The 25,551-nt window shown below is 66.8% G+C and carries 19 protein-coding genes; 10 read left to right on the top strand and 9 right to left on the bottom strand.

Annotation, left to right across the window (positions count from 1 at the left end):
* The first annotated feature begins 416 nt into the window (after positions 1-416).
* From ACOYYX_RS34215 to ACOYYX_RS34225, 3 genes are all read left to right on the top strand, one after another.
* A complete protein-coding gene (locus tag ACOYYX_RS34215; protein ID WP_422927140.1) occupies positions 417-1,856 on the top strand; it encodes a hypothetical protein in 1,440 nt (479 codons plus the stop codon).
* A gap of 226 nt (positions 1,857-2,082) precedes the next feature.
* Positions 2,083-3,150: a hypothetical protein gene (locus tag ACOYYX_RS34220; protein WP_422927141.1), complete on the top strand. Its 1,068-nt coding sequence runs from the start codon at positions 2,083-2,085 to the stop codon at positions 3,148-3,150.
* Positions 3,151-3,394: 244 nt separating this feature from the next.
* Positions 3,395-5,608, top strand: a complete 2,214-nt coding sequence (locus tag ACOYYX_RS34225; RefSeq protein WP_422927142.1) for a PQQ-dependent sugar dehydrogenase — start codon at positions 3,395-3,397, stop codon at positions 5,606-5,608.
* Positions 5,609-5,641: 33 nt separating this feature from the next.
* On the opposite strand, the gene ACOYYX_RS34230 is transcribed toward ACOYYX_RS34225, so the two are convergent.
* Positions 5,642-6,235 (bottom strand): hypothetical protein, encoded by a 594-nt coding sequence (locus tag ACOYYX_RS34230; protein ID WP_422927143.1) that lies wholly within the window; start codon positions 6,233-6,235, stop codon positions 5,642-5,644.
* A 303-nt stretch (positions 6,236-6,538) separates the two neighbouring features.
* Between ACOYYX_RS34230 and ACOYYX_RS34235 the strand changes: the two genes are divergently transcribed.
* Positions 6,539-8,029 carry a serine hydrolase domain-containing protein gene (locus tag ACOYYX_RS34235; protein WP_422927144.1) on the top strand — a complete coding sequence of 497 codons (1,491 nt, stop codon included), beginning with the start codon at positions 6,539-6,541 and terminating at the stop codon, positions 8,027-8,029.
* Positions 8,030-8,129: 100 nt separating this feature from the next.
* Here the strand turns inward: ACOYYX_RS34235 and ACOYYX_RS34240 are convergent, their stop codons facing one another.
* The 7 genes from ACOYYX_RS34240 to ACOYYX_RS34270 all read right to left on the bottom strand — a co-directional run bounded on the left by ACOYYX_RS34240 (position 8,130) and on the right by ACOYYX_RS34270 (position 17,418).
* Positions 8,130-9,560 (bottom strand): rhodanese-like domain-containing protein, encoded by a 1,431-nt coding sequence (locus ACOYYX_RS34240; RefSeq protein ID WP_422927145.1) that lies wholly within the window; start codon positions 9,558-9,560, stop codon positions 8,130-8,132.
* Between the two features lie 403 nt (positions 9,561-9,963).
* Complete coding sequence (locus tag ACOYYX_RS34245; RefSeq protein ID WP_422927146.1) at positions 9,964-11,031, bottom strand: DNA ligase; 1,068 nt, start codon at positions 11,029-11,031, stop codon at positions 9,964-9,966.
* Positions 11,032-11,143: 112 nt separating this feature from the next.
* Positions 11,144-12,298: a cystathionine gamma-synthase gene (locus ACOYYX_RS34250; RefSeq protein WP_422927147.1), complete on the bottom strand. Its 1,155-nt coding sequence runs from the start codon at positions 12,296-12,298 to the stop codon at positions 11,144-11,146.
* 50 nt (positions 12,299-12,348) lie between these two features.
* Complete coding sequence (locus ACOYYX_RS34255) at positions 12,349-13,749, bottom strand: cystathionine beta-synthase (RefSeq protein ID WP_422927148.1); 1,401 nt, start codon at positions 13,747-13,749, stop codon at positions 12,349-12,351.
* Between the two features lie 168 nt (positions 13,750-13,917).
* Positions 13,918-14,253: a hypothetical protein gene (locus ACOYYX_RS34260; RefSeq protein ID WP_422927149.1), complete on the bottom strand. Its 336-nt coding sequence runs from the start codon at positions 14,251-14,253 to the stop codon at positions 13,918-13,920.
* 666 nt (positions 14,254-14,919) lie between these two features.
* Entirely contained in the window at positions 14,920-16,251 is a 1,332-nt protein-coding gene (locus ACOYYX_RS34265) for an ammonium transporter (protein ID WP_422927150.1), read from the bottom strand.
* Positions 16,252-16,815: 564 nt separating this feature from the next.
* Positions 16,816-17,418 carry a hypothetical protein gene (locus tag ACOYYX_RS34270; protein ID WP_422927151.1) on the bottom strand — a complete coding sequence of 201 codons (603 nt, stop codon included), beginning with the start codon at positions 17,416-17,418 and terminating at the stop codon, positions 16,816-16,818.
* A gap of 274 nt (positions 17,419-17,692) precedes the next feature.
* Between ACOYYX_RS34270 and ACOYYX_RS34275 the strand changes: the two genes are divergently transcribed.
* Both ACOYYX_RS34275 and ACOYYX_RS34280 read left to right on the top strand, forming a co-directional pair.
* A complete protein-coding gene (locus ACOYYX_RS34275) occupies positions 17,693-18,049 on the top strand; it encodes a DUF4186 domain-containing protein (RefSeq protein WP_422927152.1) in 357 nt (118 codons plus the stop codon).
* A gap of 4 nt (positions 18,050-18,053) precedes the next feature.
* Positions 18,054-18,944, top strand: coding sequence for a hypothetical protein (locus ACOYYX_RS34280; RefSeq protein WP_422927153.1), 891 nt, complete (start codon positions 18,054-18,056; stop codon positions 18,942-18,944).
* A 27-nt stretch (positions 18,945-18,971) separates the two neighbouring features.
* On the opposite strand, the gene ACOYYX_RS34285 is transcribed toward ACOYYX_RS34280, so the two are convergent.
* A complete protein-coding gene (locus ACOYYX_RS34285; RefSeq protein ID WP_422927154.1) occupies positions 18,972-19,727 on the bottom strand; it encodes a FadR/GntR family transcriptional regulator in 756 nt (251 codons plus the stop codon).
* A 163-nt stretch (positions 19,728-19,890) separates the two neighbouring features.
* Here ACOYYX_RS34285 and ACOYYX_RS34290 point away from each other — a divergent pair, with 163 nt between their 5' ends.
* From ACOYYX_RS34290 to ACOYYX_RS34305, 4 genes are read left to right on the top strand one after another with little or no spacing between them, the layout of a single operon-like run.
* The gene (locus ACOYYX_RS34290; protein WP_422927155.1) at positions 19,891-21,549 is read left to right on the top strand and encodes an aldolase/citrate lyase family protein; all 1,659 of its coding nucleotides are present in this window, start codon (positions 19,891-19,893) and stop codon (positions 21,547-21,549) included.
* 37 nt (positions 21,550-21,586) lie between these two features.
* Entirely contained in the window at positions 21,587-22,399 is an 813-nt protein-coding gene (locus tag ACOYYX_RS34295; RefSeq protein ID WP_422927156.1) for an SDR family NAD(P)-dependent oxidoreductase, read from the top strand.
* On the top strand, positions 22,396-23,235 hold the full coding sequence (locus ACOYYX_RS34300; RefSeq protein ID WP_422927157.1) for a sugar phosphate isomerase/epimerase family protein: 840 nt from the start codon (positions 22,396-22,398) through the stop codon (positions 23,233-23,235). The genes ACOYYX_RS34295 and ACOYYX_RS34300 overlap by 4 nt, the downstream gene beginning before the upstream one ends.
* A 59-nt stretch (positions 23,236-23,294) precedes the next feature.
* The gene (locus ACOYYX_RS34305) at positions 23,295-25,493 is read left to right on the top strand and encodes a DUF4038 domain-containing protein (protein ID WP_422927158.1); all 2,199 of its coding nucleotides are present in this window, start codon (positions 23,295-23,297) and stop codon (positions 25,491-25,493) included.
* The last annotated feature ends 58 nt before the right edge of the window (positions 25,494-25,551 follow it).

The following is a 25,551-nucleotide window of genomic DNA, read 5'->3' on the forward strand; positions in this document are numbered from 1 at the left end:
GACGGCTCCTTGCCCTCGATGCGGCGAGGCGATCGCCTCACTCGAACCTCTCGGGCCTCGCTGAGCCGCAACCCAGGAGCCGGCCCCGCGTTTGCAGCCGATCGACGTGCGGAGTCATCGGCGTTCGCCCACGAACCGAACTCAAGCACGGCCCCTGTCGGAGTCCTTCGCGTCACGTGACCGTGATATTGATCCGCCGTGGTCGCGGGGCCATGATGAGTTCGGGGACGACCTCGGAGAGATCGCGTCGGCCGATCCGGACTTTCGGCTCCCTTCCATTGCTGCTTTCAACCTCTCGGTCGTTTCCAGCCGTGCCCCTGAGCCATAGGCATGGCTCTCGCCGATACGATCGCGTCGCCGAGGCACACGACAGGCCGCCCGAGGCGGGCGAGTCGCATCGGTTCGGAGATCGAAGCATGCCGGACGCTCCCGACGAGGGCAGAGGGACGAGCAAGATCTGGTTCGTCGTCGCGATCGTTGCGATCGCCGCGTTCGGGGTGCGCGTATATCAGGTGCAGTCGCAGAAGGACGATGAAGACGCCTCCCCCTGGAGAAACAAGACGCCGATCGACGTCGTCATCTCCCAGATCGAGCATGGCGACGACGACGCGAGGGCGTACGCGTTCAGCGACCTGATCCGCAATGTGACCGAGCCGTCCGAGTTCGACGCGATCTTCCCCCACCTCATTCAGGGGCTGAGGGATCCGTCGGACGACGTCCGGATCGCGGCGGCGTCGGTCGTGGGAAACCTCGTCTCCCGGTTCGCCAGGAAGCCGGCGGCGGGGTGGGGAGAGGAGGCGTCGGACTCGACCCTCTGCGTCAGCGCGTTGGACTCCCTCACGGCCATGCTCGACGCCCTGCCGTCGACCGAGCGAGCCACCGTGTTGAGGTCCATCGGCAACGTGGCCGCAGTCGGCAGGCCCGACATCCCGCCGGCCCAACTGATCGCCTGCCTGGACGACGAACTCGAGAACGTCCGGGTCGAGGCGGTGAAGGCCTTGCTCTGGTATCGCAAGGGGCCCGAGGCGGTCGTCCCCGTGGCCCTCAGGCGGCTCCCCGGCGAGGGGCAGCAGGCCCGCAAGGCCTACTCGGACGTCTTCTGGTTCACCCGGCTCGAGCCTTCGGCCCTGCCGGCCCTGGTCGACGGATTGAGGAGCGAGAACACGGAGGTCTGCCTCGTCTCCACCGTGGGGATCAACCACATGGGCCGCGAGGCCAGGCCCGCCTTGCCGGACATCCTCGCACTGATCCGCAGGGAGTTGGAAGCCCCCCACCACTTCGACCAGTCCAGGGGCTCCGATATCCTGGGCATGGCCTCGGGGGCGATCGGGGAGTTGACGAGCGACGACGATCACCCTCCCGACGCGGTCGACCTCCTCTGCAAGGTCCTCGAGAGCGCCGACGAGGCGGAGACGAACCCCGGCCCCGACCGCCCCGAATTGCCGGGCCGCTCCACGAGGGCCCTCAAAATGTTCCTGGAGACGAGGCGTGCGGAAGCCGTCTGGTCCCTGGGGATCATCGGCCGGACGTCCTTGCCCGCCGTGCCGCGGCTCGTCTCCTTGTTCGAGTCGACCCCGGAGCACTCCGCGCACTTGCGGGTTCTCCTCGCCGAAGCCCTCGCCGCGATCTGCCGGGGGACGCCCGAAGAGGGTCGCGTCCTCGACATCCTCGCGAAGGCCTGGAAGACCGCGCCCCAGAAACAGATGATCGTTCTCGCCAGGGCACTCCGCACCCTCAGCCCGAAGGCGGACCAGGTCGTCCCGGGACTCAAGGACATGCCCCCGGACGAAGAAGGCTCGGAAATCCGACGCGTCCGCTATCCCCGAGATCGCTCGGGCTACCCCGTCCGCGAGTGATCCGCCCCGCGATGGAACCCCTCCCGAACACGACGAATCCCATCGCGAGCCGGCGAGGCCCGGCCACACCTCGCATCGCCTCAAAGGCTTGGCACATCTATTGCACCAGGTGGCGGTCCGCTCACCTCCCCCGATTCGCTTCATAACATTCAATCAACTTGAGACGTGGCCTGCCGGGGGATTTCGGCCCTCCGAGGGTCGGCTCGCACGATTTCGGGACGCGACGATGCACATGAAATGCGGGCATTTTCTGTCTTACATTCGCCTACTTCTCTGCGCGGTCGCCGCGTCGGGCTCGGCCGCCGGCGAAGCCCGAGGGGCCGACGGCGAGGTCTCCGAGACGCTCAGGCGCGAGGGGATCCACTGGCCCGGCGAAGGGGGCAAGCAGATCGAGGTGTCGATCGGCATCTACGTCGTCGACTTCGCCCGGATCAACCTCCGGGAGGAGTCGTTCGACATGGCCGGATACCTGGACACCCGTTGGGTCGACCCGACGATTGCCCTGAAGGGGGACGAGCGCAAGGGGAGGCTCAGGCGGTTCCGCCCCGGGCAGATCTGGTCGCCGGCCCTCGAGTTCGTCAACGCCATCGAGCAGGCCAACGCCAAGCGCGAGGGGGATCTCTACGTCACCGACGACGGGCTCGTCACCCAACGCGTGCGATTCAGCCATAATTTCCAGTCGCCGTTGCGGCTCCAGCGGTTCCCGTTCGACTCCCAGGTCCTGACGATCCACGTCGCCCCCTTCGACCCATTCGCCAGGGACCTGAAGCTGGTCGTCGACACGAAACGTGTCGGCAAGTTGAACGATGCCTCGGTGACGGACTGGGACATCCTCGAGGTGAACGCCAGCGCCAGGCCCGATGGCGACGATTCGCCCGGCGAGCGGTACGACTTCCGGGTCGTGGTGAGGCGTCGCTACACGTTCTATTTCTGGCGGGTCCTGCTGCCGATGACGCTCCTCGTCGTCGCCTCGTGGGCGGTCTTCTGGTTCGACGTGACGAACCTCCAGCCGCAGATTTCCACCTCGCTCGCCATCCTGCTCTCGCTGGTGACATTCACGTATGCGATCGACTTCTCGCTGCCCAAGGTGGCTTACCTGACGTTCATCGACCGCTACACGCTGACCGCCTTCTCGTTCGTCCTCTCGTCGATCTTCACCGTGTCGACGATGCACGTCGTCCTGAGGCGCAAGGGGGTCGAGGCCGCCACCCTGATCCAGAGCACGGTGCGCCCCATCTTCCCGCTGGCGTTCGTCGTCGCCGTGTCGATGGTCGCGATCCTCTCCTTCCGCTGAGTCCTCTCAACGCCCGGCCCCCAAGGAGCCCCTGCCGAGTCTTTCTGTTTCGGTGTCGACGAATGGATTCACAAAGTCGGCCACAAGAGGTTGTGCAACCGTTAATCCTGACTTAACCTGTCAGGCACGTCTTCCGGATTCATATCCAGGCGACCCTGCACGCGTCCGATGGCCGGGCCGAGAGGCTGAGGCCGAGGGCGTGGCCATATTCGAGGGTCGCCACACATCTCGGGCGTCACCTTCGATGAAACGTTCGATCCCCAACCATGCAGGGCTCGCCGGCCTGACGGCCCTGGCCATGATCCTTGCCCAGGCACTGGACTCGCGAGGCGCGAAGGCCCAGGCCGAACCCACGCCGGCCGGCTATCGGGCGGCGGTCTTGAAGTCGAGGGGAGACGCCGCGCGGGGCAAGGCCCTCCTGGACAACGTGGAGCGGACGAAGTGCCTCTCCTGCCACGCCGTCGGCGGGCGAGGCGCGACCCTCGGCCCCGACCTCACGGGGCTCGGGGGAGGCCGGGCGACCCTGGCCGAGATCCTCGACGCGATCCTCGAGCCGTCGGCCAAGATCCACCCCGACTACGCCTCGACGACCGTCGCGCTCAAGTCGGGCCGCGTGCTCGACGGGATCCTCCGACCGGTCAACGAGGCAGAGGTCGAGGTCGTCACGTCCGCGAATGAGGCGTTCAAGGTGGCACGCACCGAGATCGAGGAACAGGCGCCGAGCCGCATCTCCCTGATGCCGAAGGGGCTCGAGCAGGGGCTGTCGGCGGGGGAGATGGCGGACCTCCTCTCGCACCTTTCGACCCTCGAGCCCCCGAACCCGCTGGGGCAGGGGGAGGCGATCAACGCCCGCGACATTCCCAGGGCCGTCGAGCCGATCAAGCTCGTGCCCATCCTCGAGCCAGGCCGGGCCTTCAATCATCCGGTCTGGTTCGGTGCCTTGCCCGGCCACACCGGCGAGAACCTCGTCATCGAGATGCAGGCGGCGCGGGTCTGGCGGATGGAGGCGAACGGGCATGACCGATCGCTGTATGTCGACGTCCTGAAAGAGACGATCTCCGGCGAGCTCACGGGGCTCACGAGCCTGGCGTTCCACCCGGATTTCGCCCGCAACCGGCGATACTTCCTCAAAATGCACGTGCCGGTGGAGCCTGGACGGCTCGCGGTCCAGGTCGTCGAGCGCAAGGCGACACCCGATGGCCTGGCCGATTCGGGCGAGCCCTCGAAGCTCATCATCAAGATCCCCGTCTTCACCGAGGTCCACAACGGCGGACATCTCGCCTTCGGCAACGATGGATATCTCTATGTCGGCATGGGTGACACCGGCCCCCAGACCGACCCACGCGGTCACGGGCAGGACCTCACCACGCTCCTGGGCAAGATCAGCCGGATCGACGTCGACCACGCCGAGGGGGATCGGGCCTACGCGATCCCGAAGGATAACCCTTTCCGCGAGACGGCCGGGGCCAGGCCCGAGATCTGGGCCCTCGGCTTCCGCGAGCCCTGGCGGTTCAGCTTCGACCCGCCGACCGGGGACCTCTGGGTCGGCGACGTCGGCCAGGGGCTTTATGAGGAAGTGACGATCGTCAGGTCGGGCGAGAACCACGGCTGGAACGTGATCGAAGGGTTCCGCTCCTTCTCCGACCGCTATCGCCAGCCCGACGCCCGGTACGTGCTGCCCATCTTCGCCTATCACCACCGCGTCGGGGTCTCGATCACGGCGGGGTTCGTCTACCACGGCAAGAAGAACCCGTCGCTGGTGGGCAAGTACATCTGCGGCGACTTCGAGATGCGCAAGATCTGGGCGATCGAGCAGCGCGACCGCAAGCTGACCTCGATCATGGAGATCGGCCGGGCCCCGGACCGGATCGTCTCCATCGGCCTCGACTCCGAGGGGGAGATCTACCTCGTCGGATGGGACCGGGGCAACATCTTCAGGATCGACGCCGGCGAGGCCGACCTCACCGCCGCCGTCCCCCCGCGCGAGGTCGTGCCGACCGCCCGCACGCAGGCCTCGAGCTGGAAGTCGACCGAGGCCCGCCCATCATCCGACGAATGGACGCGCCCCGATTTCGACGACAAGGGGTGGCGAGAATCGCAGGGTGGCTTCGGCACGCGAGGCACCCCCGGCTCGACCGTGCGGACCGAGTGGCGATCGCCTGACATCTGGCTGAGGCGCGAGGTCACGCTCGCCGAAGGGGATCCGGGTTCGCTCTCCCTCGCGGTGCATCACGACGAGGATACCGAGATCTACCTCAACGGCATCCTCGCGGCGAGGCTCCCCGGGTTCGTCTCCGACTATGAAGAGATCCCAATCTCTCCGGAGGCCCTCGCAGGGATGAAGCCGGGCAGGAACCTGATCGCCGTGCATTGCCACCAGAATGGCGGTGGCCAGTACATCGACGTCGGCCTCGTCCAGCAGCCGTCGAGGAAGCGTCCAACTCCGCCCCGGCGTTGAACCCGAGAACGCCCGACCGCCGTCATCGAGGATTCAAGGCCGCCGGGCGAGTTGGTCGAGCCGCTCGGCCTGGGCGAGTTCCGAGGCCTTGCGATCCTCGGTGTATTTCAGGCTGGCCTGGTATTCCGCCCGGCCTTCCTCGAGCAGGCCCGAGAAGGCCCCGACGATCTGGTTCTTCTCGACTCGGGTCAGTTCGCGGGGAGGCCAGAGATCCCGGAAAAAACCATCCAGGGGTACTGGCAGGACCTGCATCCAGGTGGTCAAGACCTTGCCCTCGCCGTTGAAGAGCTTGAAGAAGAAGACATTTTCGATAGCGGCGACGACGACCAGATTCTTGCCCTTCCTGGGTAGATCACGCATGTCCCTGGCCTCGGCCAGGATCATGACGTCATATTTTGAAACCTCTGCCTCCGAGATGGCGGGGACCGCCGCCAGTCGCTTCCTCGCGAAATCAATCTGAGCCTCCATCCCGCGGGCATAGGCCCGTGCGCGTTCGGCGTAGAAGGCCTGATTTCCGGACTCCTCGCGCCGCCAGGTCTTGTGACGGATCGAATAGGACGCCGTCAGGAGCGAGATCAGCAACGTGACCAGGAGGAATTCGCGGAGTCGAAGCCGGGGCAATCGCATCGTCGAGGTCCCACCGAGGCCATGGTGATCGGGTCGTGGGCGCGGGGAATCCTACCATCCTACAACCGTAAGAATCGATCTGCAAGCCGGGCGGAGGCCCTCCCGCATCCGAGGATGCTGAATTGAACAGGCTTGCGACGGCCTCGCCCCCGAAATCGCCCGCCGTATTGACCCGAGGTGTGGGAGCCGGGAGAATCTCGGCTTCAATCGCCAGAGCCTGACGCCAGGGGATCTCGCCCGACGCGAGCGGGTCGGGGGATGCCCGGGCGTCGACACCTTTTGGATCGGTCCCGGGTTACACACATGAAATTATTCGCATTGGTCGCACTGATCCTCGGGAGTTGCGCCCTGGGCGTGGCCGGGGAGACGAAGTCGGCGCCGCTGCCCCGGAGCAAGCCGGAGGCCCAGGGGGTCTCGTCGTCGGGCGTCCTCGCGTTCGTCGAGGAGGCCAACAAGAAGATCGACGCCATGCACGGCTTCGTGCTCGTGCGGCACGGCAAGGTCGTGGCCGAGGGGTGGTGGCCCCCCTTCGACGCCCAATCCCCCCACTCGCTCTTCTCACTCAGCAAAAGCTTCACCTCCACGGCCGTCGGCTTGGCGGTGGAAGAGGGCAAGCTGAGCGTGGATGATGAGGTGTTGAAGTTCTTCCCCGAGGACGCCCCCGCAGAGCCGAGCAAGAACCTCAAGTCGATGCGGGTCAGCGACCTCCTGCGGATGTCGACCGGGCACCAGACCGAGCCCGAGCGCAAGGAAGACAAGGTCTGGGTCAAGGAGTTCCTGGCCCATCCCGTGCCGCACAAGCCGGGCACGCACTTCCTCTACAACACGTCGGCCACTTACATGCTCTCGGCCATCGTGCAGAAGGCCACCGGCTCGACCGTGCTCGACTACCTCCGCCCCCGCCTCTTCGAGCCGCTCGGCATCGAGAACCCCCAGTGGCCGACGAGCCCGCAAGGGGTCACGCTCGGCGGCTATGGCCTGAGCGTGACGACCGAGGACATCGCCAAATTCGGCCAGCTCTACCTCCGCAAGGGGGACTGGAACGGCAAGCAGCTCGTCCCGGCCGCCTGGGTCGAGAAGGCCACCGCCCGCCAGACTTCGAACGGCAGCAACCCCGAGAGCGACTGGGATCAAGGTTATGGCTACCAGTTCTGGCGATCTCGCCACGGCGCCTATCGCGGCGACGGGGCCTTCGGCCAGTACTGCGTCGTCCTCCCCGAGCAGGACGCCGTCCTCGCGATCACCAGCGGCGTGAAGGACATGCAGGCCGTCCTCAACGTCGTCTGGGACAAGCTCCTGCCGGCCCTGAAATCGGAATCCCTCGCGCCCGACGACGAGGGGGCGAAGAAGCTCGAGCAGGCGCTCGCGAATCTCACCATCCCCCCCCAGGAGGGGAACGGCTCCCCAGGCGCGGCGGCCTCGGCCTTCGGCAAGACGTTCGTCTTCCCCAAGAATGAGCACAAGCTCGAGTCGGCAAAGCTCGAGGCCGATGGCCAGGGCAAGAACGTGACGATCGTCGCGAAGTATGCGACCGGAGAGACCCGGATCCCTTGCGGTCAGGGTGTCTGGAAGAAGGATCGCTCGGCCGTCGCCTCCATGCCCGAGCAGCCGATCGCCGCGAGCGGGGCCTGGACGGGCGACGACACGTACACGGCGAACCTCTGCCTGACCGAGACCCCGTTCCGCTTCGCCCTCAAGCTGAAGTTCGAGGGGGACAAGCTCCACTTCGAGATCGAGCCCCACGTCGGCTTCGGCAAGGGCGGGGCGACGAAGCTCGTCGGACAGGCCGAGTGAGCTCGTCCTCGACGCCAATCGCAACGAAGAACGAAGGCCCCGGCCGATCCCAGGGATCGGCCGGGGCCTTCGCATTTCGCTGGTGTGTCGAACCGGACCGTCAGGTGACGTTCCCCGCATGACCGACCTGGATCGTGCCGTCGGTCTTGAAGGTGACCTCGTAGATCGGCAAGTTCTTGGCGAGGTAGACGAGCGACGCCCCGCGGTGGAGGTCGGCGAGCGACTCGGCCTCCTGGATCAGCTGCGCGCGAAGCTCGGGCTTGAACTCGGGGACCACGTCCGTCTGGAGCAGCAGCATGTCGATGATCAGCGAGCGCAGGTACTTGCTCGCCTGGGGGTGATAGATGAACATCTGCATGTCGAAATACGACGGCGAGATCAGCGGGATCGGGGTGAAGGGGAAGAGCTCACCCTCGACCCGGGTGATGAGCACCGCACGCTCGTCGTGGGAGCCGTGGAGCGCCTCGTACTCGGCGCGGAAGGCCCCCTCCCAGCGTGCCTGGTAGAAGGAGCGCAGGAAGTCGACGACCAGCCCCTGGCGGACCCGATATTGCTCGCTGTTCTGGTGCATGAGCCGGATGTGGCCGCAGCCGATCGCGGCGGGGTTGCAGAGGTGTTCAACCACCGCCTCGCGATAGGAGGCCGGCGGACGCCTGACGAACTGCCGCAGCTCGTCCGGGCCCGAGCAGAACTTCTCGAGGGCGACCCCCAGCCGCGGATCCTCCTTCATCGACACCGCCGCGGCGGTCAGGGCGGTCGCGTCGGTGTGCATGTAGAAGCTGCCGAAGGAGTCGATCCGCCGCTTGAGCAGGGTCGAGATCTGCTCATGGGTCAGCGGCTTGCCGATCACCTTCTCGATCGCCGCGAGCAGGAGGATGAAGAGGCCCGCGTCGCCGCCGGGGGTCCCGACCACGCCGCGGTCGTCGCGCCCGTCGATGCAGGACATCGGGGCGTGCATGACCAGCGCGGCGAGCTTGAGCCAGCGCACGCTCGCGGGGTCGCCGACGTGATCCCGGACCTGGTCGATCGTCAGGCCCGATTCCTTCGACTCGGGCACGATCGGGGCCTCGATCTCGCGGAGTTCGTCGCAGCGGTCGAGGATCGACGGATCCTGGATCGTGCTGAAGCCGAGGCTCAGCCACTGGCCCATCCCGCCCGCGAGGGCCGCGACGTACTTCATCCCGCCCTGCTCAAGCTGACGCGCAACCTCCGAGGCACGCTCGCCGAGCCTAGAGACGAGGATCACCGGCGCATTCGGGCCGAGCCGCTTGGGGAGCGTATGGACCTCCTCGCGGGGGATCCAGTCCACGCCCGGGATGTAGCCGAACGGGCCGATCAACTCCTGCGGCTCGCGGATGTCGATCAGGCGGACGATCGATCCCTGACCCGCCGCGAACTCGGCCGGGATCAGCGGGGTCCCCTTTTCCGAACGATACAGGCGAGACCGCCAGTTCGCGAGCCAGCCTTCCGAGAGGGTCGGCCCCGTCACCCCGCCCCCTGCCGGGCCCGTCCCCGTCTGCTGTTGGTCCATGGCCTTCAGCCACTCCCCTCATATAGCCTCGTGGGCGGTCCGCCGTCGCAGCCTCGGGTCGTCGGCACGACCCGGGCTCAGTCCCTCGGCGGCATTCGCCCCGTCCAGTTTCGAACCGAAGTCGGTTCCCGACGCACGATCCCCGGCGCGAGGGCCGGTCGACTTCATTGTCGGGAGCGAGCATTAAGAAAACGTAAAAGGGGACACGCTCCCGACTTTCCGAATCGTACACGAACCCGACGGAGGCTCCAACAACCTGTGGCCTCGAAAGGACATGGAGAGAGATTCGGCCTGGGCCAATCTTCGGGCGTCTCGAGAAGATCAACTCGCCCGGACGACGCAGGTTGATGTTCATCGGTGATGCACACTCGACAGAGAATCCGTCGAGGCCGAGGCTTGCGACTCAATCCGACTTCTTCCGCCCTCGCTTGGGAGCCGCGGGGGGAGGGGCCAGCTCGACGTCGTCGCGGACCCCGAGGTACGACGGGAACCGTGGCACGCCGGCGTCGGAAAGCTCCTGGTATCGGAACGAGATGAGGGCGCCGATGGCCGGGGGGCTCTCGCGCTCGGCGTCGGAGAACCCGGTGCCGACCGAGAACCTCGTGCCGTTCGCCATCTCGACGAGCAGGGCGCCGAGCCGCCCCTTGTGCCGACCCGCCCCCTTGACGTGCTCGATCACGCGGGCCTCGGCGTCGAGGAAGCTCTTGATCTTGAGCAGGGTCATCGACCGCCCGACCTCATACTTCGAGCCCGGCTGGCGGAGCATCAGGCCCTCGCCCCCGAGCGCCTCGACGCGGGCGAGCTCCTCGCGGAGATGGGCGAGGTCGACGCACTTCGCCTGCTCGTGCGCCCTGAGATAGGGAGGGCTCCGGCGATGGACGTGCTCGAGGAGGTACGCATGGCGATCCTCGAACGGGGCGTCCATCGCGGGGGCGTCGAAGGCGACGTAGGTCACTTCTTTCCAGTGGTCGCTCCTGTCCTGGCGACGCACGATGCCGACGGTGCGCTGGAAGGCCTTGCGGGCGATCCAGAGCTCGCCGTCCAGGGGCGTCTCGGGCAGGCCGGCGAGGAACCAGTCGGGGGCGTGGAACGTGTTCCCGAGCCGGGAGATCAGGGCCTTGCCGTCCCAGAAGGCGCGGACGCCGTCGAGCTTCTCGCTGATCCACCAGCCGGCGAGGTCGGTCTCATTGTCCCAGCGCTCGGCCAGCAGGATCGGCGGCCCGACTTTGGCCTCGACGGCCTCCTCCGAGCCTTCGGGCTTTGCGCTGATCTCCGAGCCGACGCGGGCCTGCTCGGCCGCGTCGCCCCGGAGCTTCTTGAGGTGCTTGCACGTCCGTCGCTCTATCGCGATGGACTGGTTCCGCCAGGCCGGGCAGGTACACGAGTAGACCCCGCCGACGTTCCTGAGGATGTACGGCTTCGCCCCCGATCCCTTCATCTCGACGAACGCACCATCGTCCAGGTCGGCCATCGCGTGTCCCTCCTGAGCCCGGCGGATTGCGGAGAGGTCCCGTCCCGATTCGATGGACAGAGTACCAGTATCCCCGGATCGTTGCCAGGAGAGTTCGAGAGGCCTCCGAGCCTCAGCTCAAAGCCTCGTGGAGGTCGTTCCTGAGGTCTTCGAGGTCCTCGATCCCGACGCTGAGCCGCACGAGGCCATCGTCGACCCCTCGGGCCGCCCGGATCTCGGCGGGGATGCTGGCGTGGGTCATCGTGGCCGGGTGGCCGATCAGGGACTCGACCCCGCCCAGGCTCTCGGCCAGGCTGAAAAGCTTCGTCCGCTTCAGGAGGTTGAGCGCGGCCTCGGAGCCCCCCTTGAGGCGGATGCTCATCATCCCGCCGAAGTCGCTCATCTGCCGCTTCGCCACCTCGTGGTTGGGGTGGTCGCGGAGCCCCGGGTAGAAGACCTTCTCGACCTTCGGGTGGGCGGCGAGCCACGAGGCCAACTCCCTCGCGTTCGAGCAATGCCGCTCCATCCGGACGGCCAGGGTCTTGATCCCTCGCAGGACGAGCCAGGAGTCGAACGGGCCGGGGACGCCCCCCGCGGCGTTCTGGTAGAAGGCGATCGGCTCAAGGATCGACTTCGGCCCGATCACCGCCCCGCCGACCACGTCGGAGTGCCCGCCGAGATACTTGGTCGTGCTGTGGACGACGAGGTCGGCCCCGAGCGCGATCGGCTTCTGGAGGTAGGGGGAGGCGAACGTGTTGTCGACCGCGAGCAGGGCCCCATGCTTGTGCGAGAGCTCGGCGATCGCGGCGATGTCGAGGATCTGCAGGAGCGGGTTCGTTGGCGTCTCGATCCAGACGAGCTTCGTCTTCGGCGTCAGGAGCGAGGCGAAGCCGGCGGTGCTGATGTCCTCGGTGTAGCGCGGGACGAGCCCCCAGGGCTTGAAGACGCGCTCGAGGAGGCGGAAGGTGCCGCCGTAGAGGTCGGCCGCGGCCACGACCTCGTCCCCCGGCCGGAGCGTCGAGAGCACGGCGGTCGTCGCCGCCAGGCCCGAGGCGAACGCCAGGCCCCGCTCGCCCCCTTCGAGGGCCGCCAGGCAGGTCTCGAGCGCGGCGCGGGTCGGGTTGCCGCTCCTGGAGTACTCGAACCCCTTGTGCTGGCCGGGGGCGGCCTGGGTGTAGGTCGAGGTCGCGTAGATCGGCACCACGGTCGCGCCCGTGGCCGGGTCGGCGTCCTGGCCGGCGTGGATGGAGAGGGTCGAGAAGCCGTGCTCGGGACGATCGTCAGCCATTGGGGGATCCGTGCCTTGCGGAGTTCGTTCGAGTCAGTCGGGCCCGGGACTCAGCCGGACCGCTTCCGGTTCCAGTAATAGATCAGGTCGATCCGCGTGATGATATCGACGACCTCGTCGCCCGAGATGGCCAGCACCCCCGAGTTCCCGGAGAGCATCAGGCGATAGGCCTCGTCGAGGTGCACGGTCACGTCGAGCTGCGGGAGCGGCTTGGCCATGACGTCGGCCACGCGGACGGTCGCCGGATCCACGTCGTCGTGCAGGAGCCGGGCCAGGGTCACTTCCTGGATGCTGCCCACCGAGTGGCCGTCGCGGAGGACCGGGAGCTGCGAGATCCCCCGCGTCTGCATCAGCTCGACCGCCTCGGCCGCCGAGGCATCGGGTCCGACCGTCACCAGGGTCCTCGGGCCTCGCGACCGCAGAAGGTCCCCGACCGTCTTGGACGGCGGGACGGCGTGGAGCAGGTTGTTCTCGTGGAGCCAGGCGTCGTCGTAGAACTTGCTCAGGTAGTTGCGCCCCGTGTCGGGGCAGAGGGCGACGACCACATCGTCGGCCGTCAGTCGCTGGGCATAACGCAAAGCCGCGGCGACCGCCGTGCCGGACGAACCGCCGACGAGGAGCCCCTCGCGACGGGCCAACGCCCTCGCGGCGTGGAAGCTCTCGGCGTCCCCGACGCGGATCCACTCGTCGACCATCTGCCCGTTCAGGGTCTTGGGGACGAAGTCCTCGCCGATCCCCTCGACCTTCCAGGGCCTCGGGGCATCGCCCGAGAGGACGGAGCCCTCCGGGTCGGCGCCGATGACGCGGACCTCTGGGTTCCGCTCCTTGAGGTAGCGGCCGACCCCCGAGATCGTCCCGCCGGTGCCGACCCCCGCGACGAAGGCCGTGATCTTCCCCTCGGTCTGCTCCCAGATCTCGGGGCCGGTCGAGCGGTAATGGACCTCGGGATTGGCGAGGTTGGCGAACTGGTTCGGCCGCCAGGCGCCGGGGATCTCGCGGGCGAGCCGGTCGGCCACGCCGTTGTAGCTCTCGGGAGAGTCGGGGGGCACCGACGTCGGCGTGATGACGATCTCGGCGCCGTAAGCTTTCAGCAGCCGGATCTTCTCGCCGCTCATCTTGTCGGGCATCACGAAGATGCAGCGATACCCTTTCACGGCCGCCGCCAGGGCCAGGCCTACACCCGTGTTGCCCGCGGTGGCCTCGATGATGGTCCCGCCCGGCTGGAGCCAGCCCCGGGCCTCGGCCTCGTCGACCATCGCGACGCCCACGCGGTCCTTGATGCTGCCGCCGGGGTTGGCCGACTCGAGCTTGACCAGGACCTTCGCCCGGACCCCCTCGGTCACCTTGTTGAGCTGGATCAGGGGGGTCTGGCCGATCGCCGCCAGGACGTTGGGGGCCAGCGGCGCGGGGCGTCTCCCGCCCTCGACGAGCCTCGTATTGTTTTCGCCCATCCGTGCCTCCCGGCTCGACGATCCGCTCGAGCCAATCCCAAGGGCCGGCTTCGGGACGCGAGAGCCACCTCGCATAAGGGGGTTCCCCGAGCAGGGGCCGTTGCTTGCGAGTATGGTTTTCCGGTCGACTAAGTCAAGACAAACCCGAATGCGCGGGCCTGTCGCGGGTCAGGCGCTCTGGGCCGACCGCAGGGACGTCAGGCCGTTCGTCAGGGAGGTCAGGTGGACATCACCCGGGGTCGATGCCTGATAAGGCTTGCGCGGGGAGTGGGGCGTCGCCGTACCGCCGGCGTCGAGGAACTCGGCATGGCTCCGCAGCCAGCGGAGGACCGTGCGCGCCTCGAGGCCCGTCAGGCGAAGCTCGCCGGCGGGGGCTGGGGAAGTGGCCTCGCCCTGCTTGAAGCCGAGTCGGAGGTGTAGCCCCTCGGAATCCGTCTCCACGATCGCGTAGGTCAGGGTGTCGGGGTTGATCAGGACGTCACCCGCGGACAGAAATCGGCTCATAATCCACTTCCTGTTACTCGATTCGTGAGGAGTTCTGCCAACCTCCAGGTGCGCTCCAGATCATGGCGATGTCGGAGTCAGGCGAAGGACGACCGCTCAACAGTCGATCGAGCGCGGCTTCCATCCAGTCGGCAAAAGATGAAGGTTCTTACGAGATGTCGTAGAGACGACCCCCGCACGCGACAATTTCGCGACGCCCGGGGTCGGAGGGGAGGAAGTGCGATCGACCGTCAACAGCCAGCCGACCGGAGAGTGGCTACCATGGGTTGCCCCCTTTTGCGTGCCTGGTCTCCGGTCGCGATACCGGACAGGGAAGTATGGGGACCAGGACAATAGGTGTCCGAAGAAATGAGGCGCCAGGAGCCCACCATTGGCCGCTCCCTGGCCGCTCAAACCCCTCGCTGGCGCCCCATTTCATGTCCGCCTTCGAGAACCTGAATCTCCCTCGCACACCGCCAAGTATTCGCCCCGGACTGCATTTGGTCAAGGCTTAACTTCGTATCTCGATCAATTTTGTCGAGAATAGTCTTAACCCATTCGCTTTCTGAGGATCGTTACGGCCATCGAGGAGGTTTGCGATTCGTTCGAACGAAGAAATCCCGATGCCCCGACGTTGCGTGTCGGGGCATCGGGATCGTCCATGGGGATGCGTGCGAGGGTTTAAGCTTAGCTGTGGGCACCGACGCCGAGGAGGTCGGCGCCGAGGGCGGTCTCGCCGTGCTGGCTGAGGTCGAGGCCGATCGCTTCCTGCTCCTCGTCGACGCGGAGCGGGATGATCAGGTCGGTGATCTTGTAGAGGATCAAGGAGCCGATGAACGAGAAGGCGGCGACGATCACCAGGGCGATCAGGTGGTTGATGAAGGTCTTGGTGTTGCCCGAGGTCAGGCCCAGGTCCTTGGCGAAGATGCCGGTGGCGACCATGCCCACCATGCCGCCGACGCCGTGGCAGGGGAAGACGTCGAGGGTGTCGTCGAGGGTCGACTTGGTGCGGAGGTGCACAGCGAGGTTGCTGATCACGCTGGCGGCCAGGCCGATCGCGATGCTCTCCTGCACGGTCACGAAGCCCGAGGCGGGGGTGATGGCCACCAGGCCGACCACCGCGCCGATGCAGGCGCCGAGGGCCGAGGGCTTGTTGCCCCGCATCCAGTCGAAGAAGATCCAGCCGAGCATGGCCGAGGCCGAGGCCGTGTTCGTCGTGGCGAAGGCCATGGCCGCGGTGCCGTTGGCGGCGAGGGCCGAGCCCGCGTTGAAGCCGAACCAGCCGAACCAGAGCATGCCCGTGCCGAGCAGCACGAACGGGATGTTGGCCGGGACGTGCGACTCCTTGTTCAGGTGGCTCTTACGACGGCCGAGGACCATCGCACCCGCGAGGGCCGCGAAGCCCGCCGACATGTGCACCACCGTGCCGCCGGCGAAGTCCTTCACGCCCATCTTGTTCAGGAAGCCATCCGGGTGCCACGTCCAGTGGGCGAGCGGGCAATAGATGAGCAGGCTGAAGAGGACCATGAACAGCAAGTACGACGAGAACCGCACGCGCTCGGCGAACGAGCCGGTGATGAGGGCCGGCGTGATGATCGCGAACTTGAGCTGGAACATCGCGAAGACCATCAGCGGGATCGTCGCCGAGATCTTGGGATGGGTCAGCTCGCCCACGTTCTGGAACATCAGGAACGTCCTGGGATCGCCCAGGTAGCCCCCGAAGCTGTCGCCGAAGGCGAGGCTGAAGCCGACCACAACCCACACGATGCTGATCACGCCCAGGGCGATCACGCTCTGGAGCATCGTCGAGACGACGTTCTTGAAGCCGACCATGCCGCCGTAGAAGAACGACAGCCCCGGCGTCATCAGCAGCACGAGGGCCGCGGCCGTCAGCATCCACGCCACGTCCCCGCTGTTAATCGGGTCGCCCGTGGGCACCACCGCCTTGGGGAACTTGAAGAAGGCCGCCACCGCGACGATGACGAGCAAGATGAAGGGGATAGGGGTTGCACGCTTCATGGGCGTCCTCGCTGGACTCGATTCGTTTCTTCGGAACGACGAAAAACCGCGGGTCCCCCCGATCGGTCGGGCTCTTCAGCGAGCCGCGCCAGAAGACCGATCCTCCACCCGAGGAAAGCGCAAATCCTCTCTGGCAGGATGGTTTGGCAGACGATTGGGCGGGGGGCCTCGACGACGAGACCCCTCCCTTGCAGTCTGCATGCCATGCCTGCTTTTAGAGCGACCCCTGCACAGAAAACACCACTCATTCCGCCATTTCGGAGGGTTCTCTTCTCCAAAATCCCCGGATTGCCTCACATAGACTGCCAGCAAACTCATCAGCCAAGCATCAATCTTGGGCATTACGACTCTAAGTCATGATTCTTCGATGGCATCGTTGCGACGGGTTGATGGACCTGCCTCGGTCCTCAGCACCCGCAGATCCGGCCCGGGGATGGGCATAGGCGGCGAGAGAGAGGGAAGAGGCGCAGATCTCGCGTTCGAGGTCTCGAGACGGGTTCGGGCGGGCGGGGGGGAGGTAGGAGGGCCCCGGGACTTGAGGCCCTCGATCCATTTCCGGCAGGCTCAGACGTTCGAGTTCGACCGCCGCTGGCGGATCTCGCGCAAGTTGCGGGCGATGTCGACGAGCAGGCGCATGAAGGCCACCGTGAGCAGGATGCCGAGGAAGCTCGGGATCAAGCTCAGGACCGCGACGACCGGCACGATCAGGACGAAGCCGGCGTTCTGGATCGGGGCCCGATGGAAGGCGATGTAGGTGAGCCCGAGCGTTGCGACCACGACCAGACCGAAGACGATCAGGCTAAACCAGAGCCAGACGTTCGCGTAGGTGTCGATGAAGCTGTAATACCAGGGCTCCCCGGCTTTGCCTTGAGCGGCCACCAGCCTGGTGTTGAAGGGCGCCGAGTTCGACGGGTCGAAGCCCAGGTCCAGGGTCTCGGGCATCCGCAAGTGCTGCGAACAGTGGGGGCAGGACGCTATCAGACCGGAGAGCTCCGCGCTCAGTGCGATCCCGCCCTGGCAGTTCGGGCAGAAGGCCAGGCCCCCGCGACGCGTGGCCTTCATCGGCTCGTCGGGGCCGTCGACGTCGGCGTCCCCCATCGGCGACGCGAAGATCGGCGGCTTGTCCCGATTCGGCGAGAATGGAGAATCGCGATCGATCGGCGGCATCTCAGAGTCTCCCCATTGAATCCCGTTGAGACGACCGAAGCGGCGTGAGTCGAAAAACCGGCGGGGGAATTTTCGCTGACAGCGATTCGGCCTCCTCCCTAAAATATTGGCGGAGACTTTCGATCCCTGCCCGCTTTTCGACGGCCGACGCCCATTACCACTGTGAAGCAGAGCGCGGGACTGGCCTTAACTCGCGGACCATTTTCAGAGAGCATTGGCCGGTCGGCCCCGCAGCCCGGCCGACGAGATCGAGCCGCGATGACCACGGATCCTCATGGTAGACCTCGACGACCTGTTCGCCCGCCTGGGCCGCTCGGCCTTCCGGAGCAAGTTCCGCCTTGGGCGAATCGAGCGTGATTATCTCGACCGCAAAGGCATGGAGACGGTCCTGCAACATGGCGAGGATTTCATCGAGCGGCGACTGGCCCCGGCCTTCCCCGAGAACGACGGGAAGCAGACGCCGATGCGGAATCACCCCGTCTTCATCGCCCAGCATGCCGCCGCCACCTGCTGCCGAGGCTGCCTCGAGAAATGGCACGGGATCGCCCGCGGCCAGGAACTCTCGCCCGAGGCGAAGCGGCACATCCTCGAGGTCATCGAGCGCTGGCTCGTGCTCCAACACTCCGCGTGAGCCCATGAATCCGATCCCGACCACGAATCGACCCCGGCACCACCTCCCCTCCGGTGGGCTCACTCTCGCGCTCCTCCTCGCCGCGATGCTCGCGGGCCGGCCGGCGCGGGCGTTCGAGGATGACATCGACGACATCGACGAGCCGCCGCCCCGCAAGGCGCCGGTGAAGATGTCGGACGACAAGTATTTCGACCGGCTCGTCTTCGGCGTCGACCAGGACACGAACAAGTTCCGCAACCAGCTCAAGGATGCGTTCGACCGCCGGCTCGAGATCGTGGGCAGGACCTGCAAGCTCACCAGGGAGCAGCGGAGCAAGCTCTACCTCGCCGGCCAGGGGGATATCAAGCGGCTTGTCGATCGGGTCGAGGCCAAGCGGGCCCGCTTCCTCGAGGTGAAGGGCAACCCCGTCGAGCTGAACAAGTTCATCCGAGAGCTCGCCACGATCCGGACCGCCATCAGGGCTGATGGATTCAGCGATAACTTGATCTTCATCAAAACCCTGAAATCAACCCTCGCGCCCGAACAATTGATCGCATACGAGAAGGCCGAGCGCGAGGATTGGCTCGACCGGCACCACCAGTCCATCACCCTGATCCTGAACGCCGAGAGCCGGCGCCTCAAGCTCGACCCGCAGCAGAAGCAGAAATTCGCAGAGCTGCTCGAAGAAGGAATCCGTCCCATCAAGCCGGTCGGGACGTGGGAGCCCTCGGTTGAGCTGCACATCATGTACTCGCTCGCCCAGCTCCCCGAGGACCAGCTCCGGACCATCTTCAGCGAGGACCAGTGGGGCTCCTATTCCCGCCGGATGGAATCATTCCGAAGCCGCTACCAGAGCCAGGCCAAGAACCAGACGCCGACCCTGAAACCGGGCCCTCGAGAGATCAACGGCCGATAATCAATCGCGGCGGATCGATCGAAGGCTTCAGCGCCGGGGCGGGGCGGTCGGCACGGATTGGACCTCGCGCAGGAGGTTCTCGTAGGCGAAGCCGAGGTGCTCGCCCATCACGGCGCGGGCACGGGCCGCATCACCGGAGACGAGGGCGGAATAGACCTCGGCATGCATGGCGTCGGTGGTCTGCCTCCGCTCGCGCGACCAGGGGATCTGAGCCAGGTGCGGCCGGAGCAGGCCCAGCAGATCCTTGAGGAAGGCGAGTAGGACCGAGTTGCCCCCGAGCCTGGCGATCTCGGCGTGGAACCGGATGTCGGCCTCGACATAGTCGTTGCGCAGCTCGGTCTCCGGGATCCGGGCCATCGCCTCGAGCGCCTCGCGGACCGGCAGCAGCTCCTCCAGCACCCGACGCTCCGCCGCGCGGCCGACCAGTTCGATCTCCACGACCCGGCGGGCGTCGAGCAGGTGGAAGAGGTTGTGCTCCGTCGTCGCCACGACGGGCTCGGGCCTTGGGGCCGTCGGCTCGTCCATCGGCGTATACGACAGTGACTGGATATAGGCCCCCGAGCGTGGCAAGATACGGACAAGCCCAAGGGTCTGGGCCTGGAGCAAGGCATCGCGCACCGTCGTCGGCTTGACGTCGAGCATCGTCGCCAGCAGGCGGATGTTCGGCAGCTGGTCGCCGACCTTGAGCCCCTTCTCGTGAATCAGGGCCATGAGGCGGCGGACCAGGCCATCGTCCTGGCCTCGCTGCGTCACGATCACATGGTCGGGCTTATCGCGACCCACTTGACACCCCCTTTCCGTCCCTTGACAATCATAATAATCACTGATAATCAGACTGTCGAGCGGACTCGGGTCGGGTGCCGCGACGGGATCCATCGCGAGGCGATCGGGCCAGGGTTGCCGGCCCGGTGTCGTGGGTTGTCGTCCAGGACGGCGGGAGGACGGATTGAAAACGGCCGCGGTCAGGAGGCTTCGCGAGACCTTGAAGGCGGATCGCCCCGCGCTCGGGCTCTGGGTGACGCTGGAGTCGCCCAGCATCACCGAGATGGCGGCGGCGCTCGGGCTCGACTGGGTCGTCGTCGACGCCGAGCACGGGCACCTCGACTGGAAGGAGATCGTCGAGCACATCCGCGCGGCCGTCCGCAGCGAGACGGTGGTCCTCGTCCGCCTGGCCGAGCGCAACGCCGGGCTGATCAAGCGGGCCCTGGACATCGGCGCCGACGGCGTCGTGATCCCCTGGGTCGAGTCGGCCGAGCAACTGATCGAGGCCCAGCGCTTCTCCAGGTATCCCCCCGAAGGCCTGCGCGGTATCGGGGCCGAGCGGGCCACCGGCTGGGGCCAGTGCTTCGAGGAGCACGCCCGCGAGGCCAATGACCACGTCCTGGTCGTCCCGATCATCGAGACCGCTCGCACGTTCGAGCAGGTCCCGGCGATGAGCCGCGTCGACGGCTCCGAGATCTTCTTCTTCGGCCCGGCCGACTACTCGGCCACGGCCGGTTTTCGCGGGCAGTGGGAAGGCCCCGGCGTGGCCGACCAGATCCAAGCCATGAAGGATGTCCTCCGGGGCGCCGGCAAGTCCTGCGGGATCGTCGCCACCAGCGAGGAGGACATCACCCGCCGCGTCTCCCAGGGGTTCCGGATGATCTGCCTGGGCCTCGACGCCGGCCTCTTGCTCCGCTCGGTGCGCTCGGCGCTCCGCGTCCTCCAACGAGACATCCAGATGACGACCGATTTCGTGCCGAAGCCCAACCCGACCCCGCCGAAAGCCCCGCTCGATCGCCCCCCCGAGTCGATGCGCCCGGATCGCCCCGAGGTCATGAACCCCGTCGGCCAGGGCAAGATCTTCGAGATCGAGCCGGGCGTCGTGCTCGAGTGCCAGGTCGGGACTCACAACGAGGCCCGGGGCCTCACCACGGGAATCGTCACCTTCGAGCCCGGCGCGACCCTGAGCCTGCACACGCACGCCTTCAGCGAGTCGATCACGCTGCTCGAAGGCAAGGGGGCCGTCGAGGTCGAGGGGCGCCTCTACGAGTTGGAGCCGCTCGACAACGTCGTCGTCCCCAAAGAAATCGCCCACCTCGTGCGGAACTCCGACCCCGACAAGCCGGCCGTCTTCCACGTCGCGCTCGCCTCGTCGTCACCGGCCCGGACGATCCTCGACAACGTCTATACCCCCGAACCGCAGCCGGCCGACTCCCAGGGGAAAGCCGGGGCCGAGCGGGTCAATCGCCACGCGACGGCGCCCCGGTTCGCGGCGGGCCCGAACACGGAATTCATCGACTTCTTCAACAAGGACCTCGTCCCCGGCATCGAGATGAGCGGCGGCTACGGCCTCTTCCAGCCCGGCGGACGCCTCCCGGCGCACGTCCACGACTTCGACGAGTCCATCACCATCGTCGAGGGCCTCGCCACCTGCATCGTGGAGGGGCGGCTCTACCCGATGTCGGATTGCTCCACCGCGCTCCAGCCGAGGGGCAGGGTCCACTACTTCATCAACAAGTCCGACGGCCCGATGGCGATGATCTGGGTCTACGCCGGGCCGGTGCCTGAGCGGATCGTCGTCGACGAGCGGAACGCCACGGCCGAGGGTTCCCCCTGGGCCTGACCTCATCTGACCCGAACTGACGAAGGAGCCTCAACCCATGAGTCGCCGGCTGGAGGGACAGACCGCCTGGGTCAGCGGCGGTGCGTCGGGCATCGGCGCGGCCACCGCCAGGCTCTTCGCCAGGGAAGGGGCCCGCGTCGGCCTCGTCGACGTCAACGCCCCGATCGGCCGCACCGTCGAGGCCACGATCCGGGAGCACGGCGGCGAGGCCCTCTTCATCGAGTGCGACATGGCCGACGAGCAGCAGGTCCGCGCCAGCGTCGACCGCACGGCCGAGACCTTCGGCGGCCTCCAGATCGTGGTCAACTGCGTCGGCATCGTCCACGTCAAGCGGCTCCACGAGTACTCGCAGGAGGACTGGGACCGGCTCATGGCGGTGAACGTCCGGAGCGTCTTCTTCTCGGTCAAGCACGCCCTGCCGCACCTCCGCAAGAACGAGCGGAGCTACGTCGTGAACCTCGGCTCCATCAGCAGCTTCGTCGGCCAGTCCGGGACCCCGGCCTACACCGCCTCGAAGGCCGCCGTGAACCTGCTGAGCCAGTCGATCGCCCTCGACTACGCCGAGTACGGCATCCGGTCCAACTGCGTCTGCCCGGGGATCACCGACACCCCCTTGCTGAGGCACCACCTGAACGCCTCGGGCGACGCCAGGGGGGCCCTGGCCAACCGCCTGAGTCGCGTCCCGCTGGGGCGTGCCCTGACGCCCAACGACGTGGCACGCTCGATCCTCTACTTCTCCTGCGAGGACTCGGCCGGGATCACGGGGACGTCGCTCGTCGTCGACGGTGGCTACCTCGCGGCGGCCGAATGGAACACGCCCGAGGTCACCCTGCCGGACGACATGTCATGACACGCCGACTCGCCTGCGCCGACTTCACCTTCCCGCTCCTAACACATGAACAATCGTTACGCCTGATCGCGATGCTCGGGTTCCAGGGGGTCGACATCGGCCTCTTCGAGGGGCGATCCCACCTCTGGCCCTCGCGCGAGTTCAAGGACGTGGCGACCTCCGCCGCCGCGTTGAAGAAGGCGGTGGGGGACCTCGGCATGAAGGTCGCCGACGTCTTCCTCCAGACCGACGCCGACTTCCGCCCGTACGCCATCAACCAGCCCGACGGCGCACGTCGGCAGAAGGCCCGCGACTGGTTCCTGAGGACGCTCGAATACGCGTCGGCATGTTCCTGCGAGCATGTGACGATCCTCCCCGGCGTCCTCTTCGAGGACGAGCCGGCCGAGGCCTCGCTCGGCCGCGCCCACGAGGAACTCGCCTGGCGCGTCGCCGAGGCGAAACGCGCGGGCCTGATCCTGGGGACCGAGTGCCACGTCGGCTCGCTCGCCCCCGACCCCGAGTCGGCCTCCGCCCTGATTGCGAGCGTCCCCGGCCTGACCCTGACCCTCGACTACACCCACTTCACCCGCGCCGGGCTGCCGGATAGCGAGATCGAGCACCTCCTGCCGCTCGCCTCGCACATCCACATCCGAGGCGCCCGCACCGGCCGCCTCCAGACGCCGTTCAAGGACAACGCGATCGACTACGCCCGCGTCGTCAAGGGCCTGGACGAGGCCGGTTACAAGGGCTGGCTCGGGATCGAATACGTCTGGATCGACTGGGAGCACTGCAACGAGTGCGACAACGTCTCGGAGACGATCCTCTTCCGAGACTTCGTGGCCTCGCTGCCGACCTGACCACCGAAACTCGACGCATCGACGCACGAAACAATCACCCCATTTTGAAGGATGACGCCATGGGAACGCGACGGATCTGGACCACGCTCGGGGGCCTTTCTGCCTGGGGCGTCCTCGCCCTCTTCGGCCCGCCAGCCATCGGCGCCGAGACGCCCTCCGCCGAGGCCAACCGGGTCATCGAGCTCTACTTCAACGGCCAGAAGGCGTACGCCGACCCGTTCAACGGGCTCGACGTCGACGTCACCTTCACCACGCCGAGCAAGAAGACGCACCGCGTCCCGGCCTTCTGGGCCGGCGGCTCGATCTGGAAGGTGCGCTACTCCTCGCCCGAGGTCGGCACGCACACCTTCGAGACCGCCAGCACCGACGACGGCGACCCGGGCCTACACCGCCAGAAGGGCAAGGTCGAGGTCCGTCCCTACACGGGCACGAACCCGCTGATCATGCACGGGCCCCTCAAGGTCGCCGACGACCACCGGCACCTCGCGTATCAGGACGGCACCCCCTTCTTCTGGCTCGGCGATACCTGGTGGATGGGCCTCTGCGAGCGGCTCAAGTTCCCCGACGAGTTCGGCATGCTCGCCGCCGACCGCGTCAAGAAGGGGTTCAACGTCGTCCAGATCGTCGCGGGGCTCTATCCCGACATGCCCGCCTTCGACCCTCGCGGGAAGAATGAGGCCGGCTACCCCTGGGAGCCCGAGTACACCCGCATCCGCCCCGAGTATTTCGACAAGGCCGACGAGCGCCTGAGCTACCTCGTCGACCAGGGGATCGTCCCCTGCATCGTCATGGCCTGGGGCTACCACCAGCCGTTCCTCGGCACCGAGAAGATGAAGAAGCACGTCCGATATGTGATGGCGCGTTATGGTGCCCTCCCGGTCGTCTGGTGCATGGCCGGCGAGGTGAACCTGCCGTACTACCTCGAAAAAGGCTTCCCCCTCGGCGGCGAGAAGCAGAACGAGGCCTGGAAGGGGATCATCCAGTATGGCAAGACCCTGAACGGGCTCGACCGCCTCATCACCGTCCACCCCACAGGACTCGAGCCCCTCAGCGGCCGGCTCCTCTATCGCGAGCAGGATCTCATCGACTTCGACATGCTCCAGACCGGCCACGGCTTCCAGGAAGTCCTGACCCCGACGATCAAGGCCCTGCGAGCCTCCCGCGCCGCGAAGCCGGCGATGCCCGTCCTCAATAGCGAGGTCTGCTACGAGAACCTCCTCGGCAAGATCCCGGCCGAGATCCCCCGGCTCATGTTCTGGACCAACATGCTCGAAGGCGCGGCCGGCCACACGTATGGCGCCAACGGCATCTGGCAGCTCAACCGCCGCGACCAGGAGTACGGCAAGTCCCCCCACGGCGGCAACTACGGCACGATGCCCTGGGACGAGTCGATGAATCTGCCCGGCTCCAAGCAACTCGGCCTTGGCAAGGCACTCCTCACATCGCTCCCCTGGACGAAGTTCGAGCCGCATCCCGAGTGGGCGGCCTGGGCCAAGGACAAGGACGGGGCCTCGACCTGGGGCGACTGGATCTGGTATCCCGAGGGGAACCCCGCGCAGCATGCCCCCGAGGAGTCTCGCTTCTTCCGCAAGAGCTTCGACATCCCCGCCGGCGGCGTGCTCCGGGCCCGGCTCAAGGCCACGGCCGACGACCAGCTCTCCGTCTACCTCAACGGCGAACTGCTCGGCACGGCGGCGGGCTGGAACAAGGGACGCGAGTTCCTCGCCCTCGAAGGCATGCTGAAGCCCGGCAAGAACGTGATCGCCGTCCGCGCCGATAACGGCGTGGGAGGCCCCAAGAACGCCAACCCGGCCGGCCTCTCGTGCCGCCTCGACTACGAGCTCGAGGACGGCAAGAAGGCCGCCGTCTCCACGGATAGCGCCTGGCTCAGCACCCAGCGCGAGCAGCCCGACTGGACGACCCTCGACTACAACGACTCGGCCTGGAAGCCCGCCACGGTCGTCGCCAAGTTCGGCGAAGGCCCCTGGGGGAGCAAAATCGGCTCGGAGGACGCCTACTTCGTCCCGTACTCGGCCGGCACGGATGACGTCCGAGTCATCTACGTCCCGGCTCCCCGGCCCATCACGCTCGAGAAGCTAGGAGCCAAGGCCGGCTTCAACGCCTCGTACTTCAACCCTGTCACGGGGAAGACTGTCGACGGCGGCAAGCTTGAGTCCGACGGCGACGGCAAGGTCAACGTCGCCTCGCCCCGAGGCTGGCGAGAGGACTGGGTCCTGATCCTCAAGCCCGCCAGGTGAGCTTGAGGCTCGCCCGCAATCCCGACGGAGAACACGAGAGCCCGGGGCCGCGAACGCA

Source organism: Singulisphaera chitinilytica, assembly GCF_049331405.1.
In the GTDB taxonomy this organism is placed as follows: Bacteria; Planctomycetota; Planctomycetia; order Isosphaerales; family Isosphaeraceae; genus PoT.

What these genes read in the sequence shown, in the direction of transcription:
- ACOYYX_RS34215 (WP_422927140.1), top strand. Translation starts at nt 417, where the DNA reads ATGCCGGACGCTCCCGACGAGGGCAGAGGGACGAGCAAGATCTGGTTC.
- ACOYYX_RS34220 (WP_422927141.1), top strand. Translation starts at nt 2,083, where the DNA reads ATGCACATGAAATGCGGGCATTTTCTGTCTTACATTCGCCTACTTCTC.
- ACOYYX_RS34225 (WP_422927142.1), top strand. Translation starts at nt 3,395, where the DNA reads ATGAAACGTTCGATCCCCAACCATGCAGGGCTCGCCGGCCTGACGGCC.
- ACOYYX_RS34230 (WP_422927143.1), bottom strand. Translation starts at nt 6,235, where the DNA reads ATGCGATTGCCCCGGCTTCGACTCCGCGAATTCCTCCTGGTCACGTTG.
- ACOYYX_RS34235 (WP_422927144.1), top strand. Translation starts at nt 6,539, where the DNA reads ATGAAATTATTCGCATTGGTCGCACTGATCCTCGGGAGTTGCGCCCTG.
- ACOYYX_RS34240 (WP_422927145.1), bottom strand. Translation starts at nt 9,560, where the DNA reads ATGGACCAACAGCAGACGGGGACGGGCCCGGCAGGGGGCGGGGTGACG.
- ACOYYX_RS34245 (WP_422927146.1), bottom strand. Translation starts at nt 11,031, where the DNA reads ATGGCCGACCTGGACGATGGTGCGTTCGTCGAGATGAAGGGATCGGGG.
- ACOYYX_RS34250 (WP_422927147.1), bottom strand. Translation starts at nt 12,298, where the DNA reads ATGGCTGACGATCGTCCCGAGCACGGCTTCTCGACCCTCTCCATCCAC.
- ACOYYX_RS34255 (WP_422927148.1), bottom strand. Translation starts at nt 13,749, where the DNA reads ATGGGCGAAAACAATACGAGGCTCGTCGAGGGCGGGAGACGCCCCGCG.
- ACOYYX_RS34260 (WP_422927149.1), bottom strand. Translation starts at nt 14,253, where the DNA reads ATGAGCCGATTTCTGTCCGCGGGTGACGTCCTGATCAACCCCGACACC.
- ACOYYX_RS34265 (WP_422927150.1), bottom strand. Translation starts at nt 16,251, where the DNA reads ATGAAGCGTGCAACCCCTATCCCCTTCATCTTGCTCGTCATCGTCGCG.
- ACOYYX_RS34270 (WP_422927151.1), bottom strand. Translation starts at nt 17,418, where the DNA reads ATGCCGCCGATCGATCGCGATTCTCCATTCTCGCCGAATCGGGACAAG.
- ACOYYX_RS34275 (WP_422927152.1), top strand. Translation starts at nt 17,693, where the DNA reads ATGGTAGACCTCGACGACCTGTTCGCCCGCCTGGGCCGCTCGGCCTTC.
- ACOYYX_RS34280 (WP_422927153.1), top strand. Translation starts at nt 18,054, where the DNA reads ATGAATCCGATCCCGACCACGAATCGACCCCGGCACCACCTCCCCTCC.
- ACOYYX_RS34295 (WP_422927156.1), top strand. Translation starts at nt 21,587, where the DNA reads ATGAGTCGCCGGCTGGAGGGACAGACCGCCTGGGTCAGCGGCGGTGCG.
- ACOYYX_RS34300 (WP_422927157.1), top strand. Translation starts at nt 22,396, where the DNA reads ATGACACGCCGACTCGCCTGCGCCGACTTCACCTTCCCGCTCCTAACA.
- ACOYYX_RS34305 (WP_422927158.1), top strand. Translation starts at nt 23,295, where the DNA reads ATGGGAACGCGACGGATCTGGACCACGCTCGGGGGCCTTTCTGCCTGG.